Genomic DNA, 7,466 nt, shown 5'->3' with positions numbered 1-7,466 from the left:
CAAATGGACTCACCACCTGTACCATCTCCTTTAGGATCTCCTGTTTGGATCATAAAGTTATTAATGACGCGGTGGAAGAGGAGGCCGTCATAATAACCTTCCTTAGCGTGGGTTAAGAAATTCTCAACGGCTAAAGGTGCGTATTTCGGAAAGAGCTTAACGGTAATGTCCCCTTTGTTGGTCGTGATTTTAACGACAGCTTCATCTTCAGCAACTTCGTTGGAGAGCTGAGGAAAGACCGCATTTTCATTGGTCATCGCATCTTGGATATCCTTACGAAGCTGATCTAATTTCTTTTGTTCACTAGCATCTACGCTAGAAGTAGTTGTTTGCTTAGTTTCTGAAGCCGAGCTAGAGGATGTCTTTGTATCTGATTGATTAGAGCCACATCCTGCCAAAGCTAAACCGGAAAATACAAGTAGGGCAATTAATTTTTTCATATTAATCCTTTCAACACATTAGTCTACCCTCTATTGTACCTTAATTTTCCATTTGATTCAAATCTATCCTTGGAATGTGGTGATATTCAGCTTGCGGGCCTATGAAAAATAAGGTATGATGGGAGGTAACTTGTTTTGATGTCAGAGAATCTGTTTTCAAGTAAAAATAAAGTCTATAAATAGGAGGCTACAAGATGGATTATAAAACTCTACGCAAAAACTATAGACTCTATATTAGATCTGCTGGCTTGTTGGCAATGTTTCTGATTGTTTGCATTGGGTTAGTGGTCAGAGATACTCTTCTTCAGACGGGTGGCCTCTTATTGGTCCTTGCAGGCTTGTTTTTATTCATCCAATGGCTCAAGAAGAGCTATACCAACAAGTGCAACACCTTGCTGCATGTAGACTTAGATTTAGCTTTTTGGCAGCAATACCTTCAGTTGAACAAGAATGTGAAAAAAAACATTTTACAGATAGATATGAAGTTGACATCGGTCGCCTATTCTTTTATGATGGGAGGTTTCGATACTGTCATCAAGGAAGCTAGAGAAGCATTCAGTCAGAGGGAATTACCGCACAAATATAAGAACTTTTTTGAGAGTTATCTCATGCGATCGACTGTCCTGACAGATCCTGATTTGACTAGAGAAGAACTGGAGGGTCGGTTGAATGAATTGACCATCACAGAGCCCACACTAGCTGAGAAAACGAAAAAGGTCTGTCTCGCTCTTTATGATTTAACCATTGCGCATCAAAGTAATGATTATTTCGAAGGCTTAAGCAATGACTTCAAGTACCAGCAGTTGGAAATTATCTACTACCAAGCCTTGAATGCCACTCTTAAAAGAGATAAGCCTAGAGCGAAGGAGCTTTTTCGCAAGTTGATTTCAGAAGATGAGTCGCTCTATATCGTTCGAAAGGCTAAACAATACTTGGAGAACGAGGTCAATCATCTGTGTCCTCTCCAATCGAAATAGGAATCACCCTACATAATAGGATGTTTTCAAATGAAGTTTTAATTAGTTCAAGAGAGAGATGATCAAAATGGAGAAACAGATGCCTACTATTTCAGATATATTATGTAGATCATGAGGTGGAACCCTATATTTCGCCTGATAGGGATTTGGGAGCTTGGTTGGTGGACCCTAAGCCCGTTTCGAAGAGAAACATGGAGCTCCTCCAAGATGGCTTGCTTGCCGGAGATATCATTCTCTTGTGGTGGATCAACTTTGGAACGTTTACGACAGAGACTTGGTTTCCTAAGTACTTTGAATACACCTATGGGATTCATGCGCCGGAATATGTGAAAGTTTTTGTAGATAAGGGGTATGCCTATATCGAATCAGCTTTTGATTCGCTGGACCACATCAATGCGACCCTGAAAAAAGCCATTCTCAAAAAGAAAGGAGTCGCTGGCTTGTCCAAGATGAAAGCAGCCGATTTGAACCAAGCTTTAGCGAATTACTTTACCGAAGAAGAGTTGGCACAAGAGTTCACAGTTCGGGGCTTTCAGTTGACGGAAAAAGGAAAACAAGCGCTGAAAGAGCATCAAGCCATCATCGACCGCCACCCTAAGAAAAATCTATAAGTAACAGTATCTGAGTGGTACTGTTTTCTTGTTGCTTTCGTAAATCGCAGAAAAGGATTTTACTAGAGAACTAGTCTAGAAATGTGGTATAATAAAAGTTATGGCAAACAATAATCAATCAAAAAAAACACGGTCGACAAGACGACTGTCTAAAGCAGAAATAGAAAGAAAAAAAGCAATTCGCCGAATGATCATGACGATTGTCTTAACTCTCGTCTTCATTTTCGCCTTTTTACGATTAGGAGCCTTAGGCATAGTGACCTACAACCTTATCCGGCTCTTGGTAGGTAGTTTGGCTTACGTCGCAATGACGGCTGTTATTTTCTACCTCTTCTTTTTCAAATGGATTGAGAAGCATGAAGGGACCTTGTCTGGCTTTTTAAGTCTTTTTGCAGGCTTGCTACTGATCTATCAAGCTTACTTTGTCTCCCTCTTGAAACTTGAAGGCTCTTCTTTAGGGCCAACTCTATCACGTATTTTAGGGGACCTTGTGCACCTTCGCATCTCTTCTTTTGCAGGAGGAGGTTTGCTTGGTGCCATCCTGTACACGCCGATTGCCTTCTTGCTCTCGAACATCGGGACTTATTTCATTGGAGGACTCTTGATCGTATTGGGACTTCTCTTGATGAGTTCTTATTCGGTTTATGACTTGTATGAGCAGGCTGTTGCAGCTTTTCGCTCCTTTATGGAAAAACGGGAAATTCGTCGTCAAGAGCGCTTTGTCGAGCGTGAAGAGAAGAAAGCCCTTCAAGCAGAAGCAGAGGAGGCTACTCGCATCGAGCAACTTGCAGAAGCTAGTCCTATGAGCACAGAAGGCTATCCTGTAGATCTTGAGACAGGTGAGGTCATGGAACCTGTGATCGAAGCAGAAGCGCCTGTAGAGGAGTCCTACCCTCAAATCTATCTACCAAATGAAGAGGAAGGTTATTCGGAAGACTGGCCAGAAGACGATCCAGAGGAGCTAGAAGAAGTTCCTGAGGAGGATATGGATGAAGAAGTCACTGTGGACTTCACACCTAAGGAACTCCTTCAATACAAACTTCCAACGATTGATCTCTTCGCACCTGACAAACCGAAAAACCAATCCAAAGAGAAGAACATCGTTCGCCAAAATATCCGCATTTTGGAAGAAACCTTTGCAAGCTTTAACATCAAGGCGACAGTGGAGCGGGCGGAAATCGGTCCCTCTGTCACCAAGTATGAAGTGAAGCCGGCTGTAGGTGTGCGGGTCAACCGCATCTCCAACCTAGCAGATGATTTGGCCTTAGCCCTAGCTGCCAAGGATGTACGGATTGAAGCACCGATTCCAGGGAAGTCTCTGGTCGGGATTGAAGTGCCCAACTCAGAGATTGCGACCGTTTCTTTCCGTGAATTGTGGGAACAGTCCAAGACAGACCCAGCCAAACTCCTTGAGATTCCTCTTGGGAAGGCTGTAGATGGCTCGGCTCGGACCTTTGATTTGGCTCGGATGCCCCACCTCTTGGTAGCAGGGTCTACCGGATCTGGTAAGTCCGTCGCGGTCAATGGGATTATTTCGAGTATCTTGATGAAGGCTCGTCCGGACGAAGTCAAATTTATGATGGTCGATCCAAAAATGGTGGAGCTTTCTGTTTACAATGATATTCCTCACCTTTTGATCCCAGTGGTGACCAACCCACGCAAGGCCAGTCGGGCCCTACAAAAGGTCGTTGACGAGATGGAAAATCGCTACGAGCTCTTCTCGAAAGTAGGCGCTCGCAATATTGCTGGCTTTAATGCCAAGGTGGCTGAGTACAATGCCCAGTCTGAGATGAAGCAAGTGCCCCTTCCATTGATCGTGGTCATTGTCGATGAGTTGGCAGACTTGATGATGGTAGCAAGCAAAGAAGTGGAAGATGCCATTATTCGCCTTGGGCAGAAGGCGCGTGCAGCAGGGATCCACATGATTTTGGCGACTCAACGGCCATCGGTTGATGTCATCTCAGGTTTGATCAAGGCCAATGTGCCTTCTCGTGTCGCTTTTGCGGTTTCATCTGGAACCGACTCACGGACCATCTTGGATGAAAATGGAGCAGAGAAATTGCTTGGTCGTGGAGACATGCTCTTTAAACCGATTGATGAAAATCATCCGATTCGTCTACAGGGATCCTTTATCTCAGATGACGATGTCGAGCGGATTGTCAACTTTGTCAAAGAGCAGGCAGAAGCGGATTATGATGATACCTTTGATCCAGGTGAAGTATCTGAGTCAGATTTTGATGGAGGTATGGGTGGCTCAGACGAAGGCGATCCTCTCTTTGAAGAGGCTAAGGCTCTCGTCATTGAAACTCAAAAAGCCAGTGCTTCGATGATTCAGCGTCGTTTATCGGTTGGCTTTAACCGGGCCACTCGCCTCATGGAAGACTTGGAAGCAGCAGGTGTCATCGGACCAGCTGAAGGAACCAAGCCAAGAAAGGTCTTACAGACCAATTAATCTTTCTTTAAATGAAGAAGGAATGAGATATTTGACAATAGCAAAAACCTGCCTGTACAAGGGGCAGGTTTTGTTTACGATAAAAAAGAAAAGGACAGCAGATGCATCTCGATACCATTCACCACATTGCCATTATTGGCCACGATTATGATAAAACCAGAGAATTTTATGTAGACAAGTTAGGCTTTGAACCTTTAGACGAACACCATCGACCAGAAAATCAGGATATTCTCTTTAATATTCGAAAGGGAAACCTGACCTTGGAAATATTTATCAAACCAGCTGCCCCAAAAAGACCCTTTCTCCCTCATCCAGAGCATACCGGTCTCCGTCATCTGGCTTTTAAAGTGGAAGATGTTCAAGCCTGTCTAGCAGAGTTTGACCAATTAGGAATCCCTCATACAGAACTACGGGTGGATGATTTTGATGGGCGCAAAATGGCTTTCTTCTTTGATCCAGATGGCTTGCCTCTTGAACTTCACGAATAGATCTACACAATCTTCGGTCTCTAGTCTCAAGCCAGAAGACATTCTTTTTGCTAAACTAGATACAGAAATAAGAAAGAAGAAAATATGGAAGAGAAGCGATATAGCGGGCTAACGAATGAGCAAGTCCAAAGCAGAATCAGAGAAGGAAAACAAAATCGAGTAACCATCACGGCAGAAAAGTCGACCAGAGAGATTATTTATTCAAATGTCTTTACCTATTTCAACCTGGTTTTTGGTATTCTAGCTATCTTATTGATACTAGTACGGTCTTGGAACAATATGTTATTTGTTCCCATTGTGGTCGTTAACTCCTTGATTGGGATTGTTCAAGAATTACGGTCTCGTCGGATTTTGAATAAGATGCGCCTCCTTCAAGTGGAGAAAGCTCGAGTGATTCGTGAAGGAGAACGGCTGGATCTTCCTGTCGACCAGGTGGTAGAGGGGGATGTCGTCTTGTTCCAAGCAGGGGATCAGATCTATGCGGATGCCAAGGTTCTGGATGGCTCGATCATGGTCGATGAGTCTCAATTAACAGGTGAAGCAGATGAAATCCCTAAAGGTGAGAATCAGAAACTCATGTCAGGAAGTTTTGTCATCTCAGGTCAAGCAGTTGCCGTCTTGGAACAAGTAGGAGATGCGTCTTATATTAATCAGCTGAGTCTATCTGCTAAGAAAGTCAAGGGACACGAAGAATCCGAAATGGTTCATGCTGTGGATGGTCTCGTCCGAATGATCGGAATGATTCTCATCCCGATTGGCTTGCTCTTGTTCTTGCAGAGCTATCTAGGAAATCAAGACTCCCTCAAAGTTAGCATTACCTCTATGGTTGGTGCCATCATTGGGATGATCCCAGAAGGACTCTACCTCTTAATGACCCTGGCCTTGGTGCTTGGAGCAACCCGCTTAGCCCTTCAAAAGGTTCTACTCAACAGTATGAAGGGAATTGAAACCCTATCCCGTATCGACGTCCTTTGTCTAGACAAGACGGGAACCATTACCGAACACAGGATGCAGGTGAGTGAGCTCCTCCCCTTGGCACTAGATGAAAAAGAAGGCAAAGAAATATTAAGCCACTATCTCCAGGCCAGTGAGGATCAGAATGATACTATCACGGCCATTCGGCAGTATCACTCAGTCCAAACAAGTGAAGTTTGGACCGTTCAAGACCGTCTTCCTTTTTCATCTAAGAAGAAATTTGGGGGCCTTCAGTTCCAACAAGGCATTTACCTATTAGGGGCACCGGATGTTTTGCTTCGAGATGATCTCGATGCTTACCAAGAAGTCTGGCAGCGAGAAATTGAACGAGGAGCGCGTGTCCTTATTTTGGGGCATTACCAGGGGGAGCAGTTGACGGAAGTATTAGAAGCACCAGTCCTTCCCCTTCTAGCCTTGGTCTTGGAGAATCCTGTACGGTCGACTGCTCCTGAAACCTTTGCTTATTTCCAAAAACAAGGGGTGACCATCAAGGTTATTTCAGGGGATCATCCTGTGACAGTTGCTGCCGTTGCTCAGAAAGCAGGTATTCCTGATGCAGATCAAGTGGTCGATGCTAGTCAGCTTAAGACATATGAGGAGGTAGTAGATGCAGCACGGACCTACACCGTCTTTGGACGAGTTAGTCCAGAGCAAAAACAAATCCTCGTAGAGAGCTTGCAGGCAGATGGTCATAAGGTCGGAATGACAGGAGATGGGGTCAATGATATCCTCGCTATGAAAAAGGCAGATTGTAGTATTGCCATGAATACGGGGCATGATGCGACCAAAAAGGTGGCCCAGGTTGTGCTTTTAGATTCGGACTTCTCTCACATGCCGTCGATTGTGGATGAAGGTCGCCGAGTGGTCAACAATATTCAACGTTCGGCTAGTCTCTTTTTGGTCAAGAATATCTTTTCAATATTATTGGCTATTTTGGCCATTCTCTTTGCTTTCACTTATCCCATTCAGGCTTCTCAGATGTCCTTGATCAGTGGATTTACCATCGGAATCCCCGGTTTCTTACTGGCCTTGGAGAAGAATCGTGACCGGATAGAAGGAGACTTTATTGAAACCGTGATAGAGCAAGCTCTTCCAGCTGCCTTGACCAATCTTATATCGGTCCTTTTTCTTGTGGTCCTGGGTCCTTTCCTTGGATTAAGTCAGGGAGATATTTCGACCATCTCGATTTACCTGCTGGCTTTGATTGGCTTTACAAAAGTATACCAACTCAGCCTTCCCTTCAATCATGTAAAATTGGGCATTATCCTTCTTAATGTAACAGGATTTTGTCTGTCGGTCTTTGTATTTTCTTCCATTTTTAATCTCAGCCACCTTCATCTGACTGGCTGGATCTTGACCCTTGTCCTAGGACTAGTCATGGAAGGAGTCTTATGGGTGATGAATCGTCTTGTCTATACCTTGGTGACCCATCTGCATAAGTCCAGAAACAAATAAAAAAAACGGTATTAGCTAAATCATCTTGGATCTAGTTAATACCGTTATTTTATTATTAAAATCAGATA

5 protein-coding genes and 1 pseudogene are annotated in these 7,466 nt (G+C 44.0%); 5 read left to right on the top strand and 1 reads right to left on the bottom strand.

Annotation, left to right across the window (positions count from 1 at the left end; translation table 11 throughout):
• Positions 1-398 (bottom strand): annotated as a pseudogene (locus ACLOR3_RS00050) (peptidylprolyl isomerase); the annotation flags it as partial.
• A 236-nt stretch (positions 399-634) separates the two neighbouring features.
• Between ACLOR3_RS00050 and ACLOR3_RS00045 the strand changes: the two are divergent.
• The 5 genes from ACLOR3_RS00045 (at position 635) to ACLOR3_RS00025 (ending at position 7,398) form a co-directional block, all read left to right on the top strand.
• On the top strand, positions 635-1,417 hold the full coding sequence (locus ACLOR3_RS00045) for a hypothetical protein (protein ID WP_411399949.1): 783 nt from the start codon (positions 635-637) through the stop codon (positions 1,415-1,417).
• Between the two features lie 95 nt (positions 1,418-1,512).
• Complete coding sequence (locus ACLOR3_RS00040; RefSeq protein WP_411400216.1) at positions 1,513-2,028, top strand: hypothetical protein; 516 nt, start codon at positions 1,513-1,515, stop codon at positions 2,026-2,028.
• A gap of 100 nt (positions 2,029-2,128) precedes the next feature.
• The gene (locus ACLOR3_RS00035) at positions 2,129-4,480 is read left to right on the top strand and encodes a DNA translocase FtsK (protein ID WP_411399948.1); all 2,352 of its coding nucleotides are present in this window, start codon (positions 2,129-2,131) and stop codon (positions 4,478-4,480) included.
• A gap of 101 nt (positions 4,481-4,581) precedes the next feature.
• The gene (gene gloA2 / locus ACLOR3_RS00030) at positions 4,582-4,968 is read left to right on the top strand and encodes an SMU1112c/YaeR family gloxylase I-like metalloprotein (protein WP_411399947.1); all 387 of its coding nucleotides are present in this window, start codon (positions 4,582-4,584) and stop codon (positions 4,966-4,968) included.
• Positions 4,969-5,052: 84 nt separating this feature from the next.
• Positions 5,053-7,398 carry an HAD-IC family P-type ATPase gene (locus ACLOR3_RS00025; RefSeq protein WP_411399946.1) on the top strand — a complete coding sequence of 782 codons (2,346 nt, stop codon included), beginning with the start codon at positions 5,053-5,055 and terminating at the stop codon, positions 7,396-7,398.
• Positions 7,399-7,466: the final 68 nt, after the last annotated feature.

The organism is Streptococcus intestinihominis, from assembly GCF_046824975.1.
In the GTDB taxonomy this organism is placed as follows: domain Bacteria; phylum Bacillota; class Bacilli; order Lactobacillales; family Streptococcaceae; genus Streptococcus.
Note: the sequence above shows the minus strand (reverse complement) of the source record. Positions and strands in the feature narration are given on the sequence as shown.

Excerpts from the sequence above, each read along its gene's own strand:
- ACLOR3_RS00045 (WP_411399949.1), top strand. The coding sequence starts at position 635 with ATGGATTATAAAACTCTACGCAAAAACTATAGACTCTATATTAGATCT.
- ACLOR3_RS00035 (WP_411399948.1), top strand. The coding sequence starts at position 2,129 with ATGGCAAACAATAATCAATCAAAAAAAACACGGTCGACAAGACGACTG.
- gloA2 (WP_411399947.1), top strand. The coding sequence starts at position 4,582 with ATGCATCTCGATACCATTCACCACATTGCCATTATTGGCCACGATTAT.
- ACLOR3_RS00025 (WP_411399946.1), top strand. The coding sequence starts at position 5,053 with ATGGAAGAGAAGCGATATAGCGGGCTAACGAATGAGCAAGTCCAAAGC.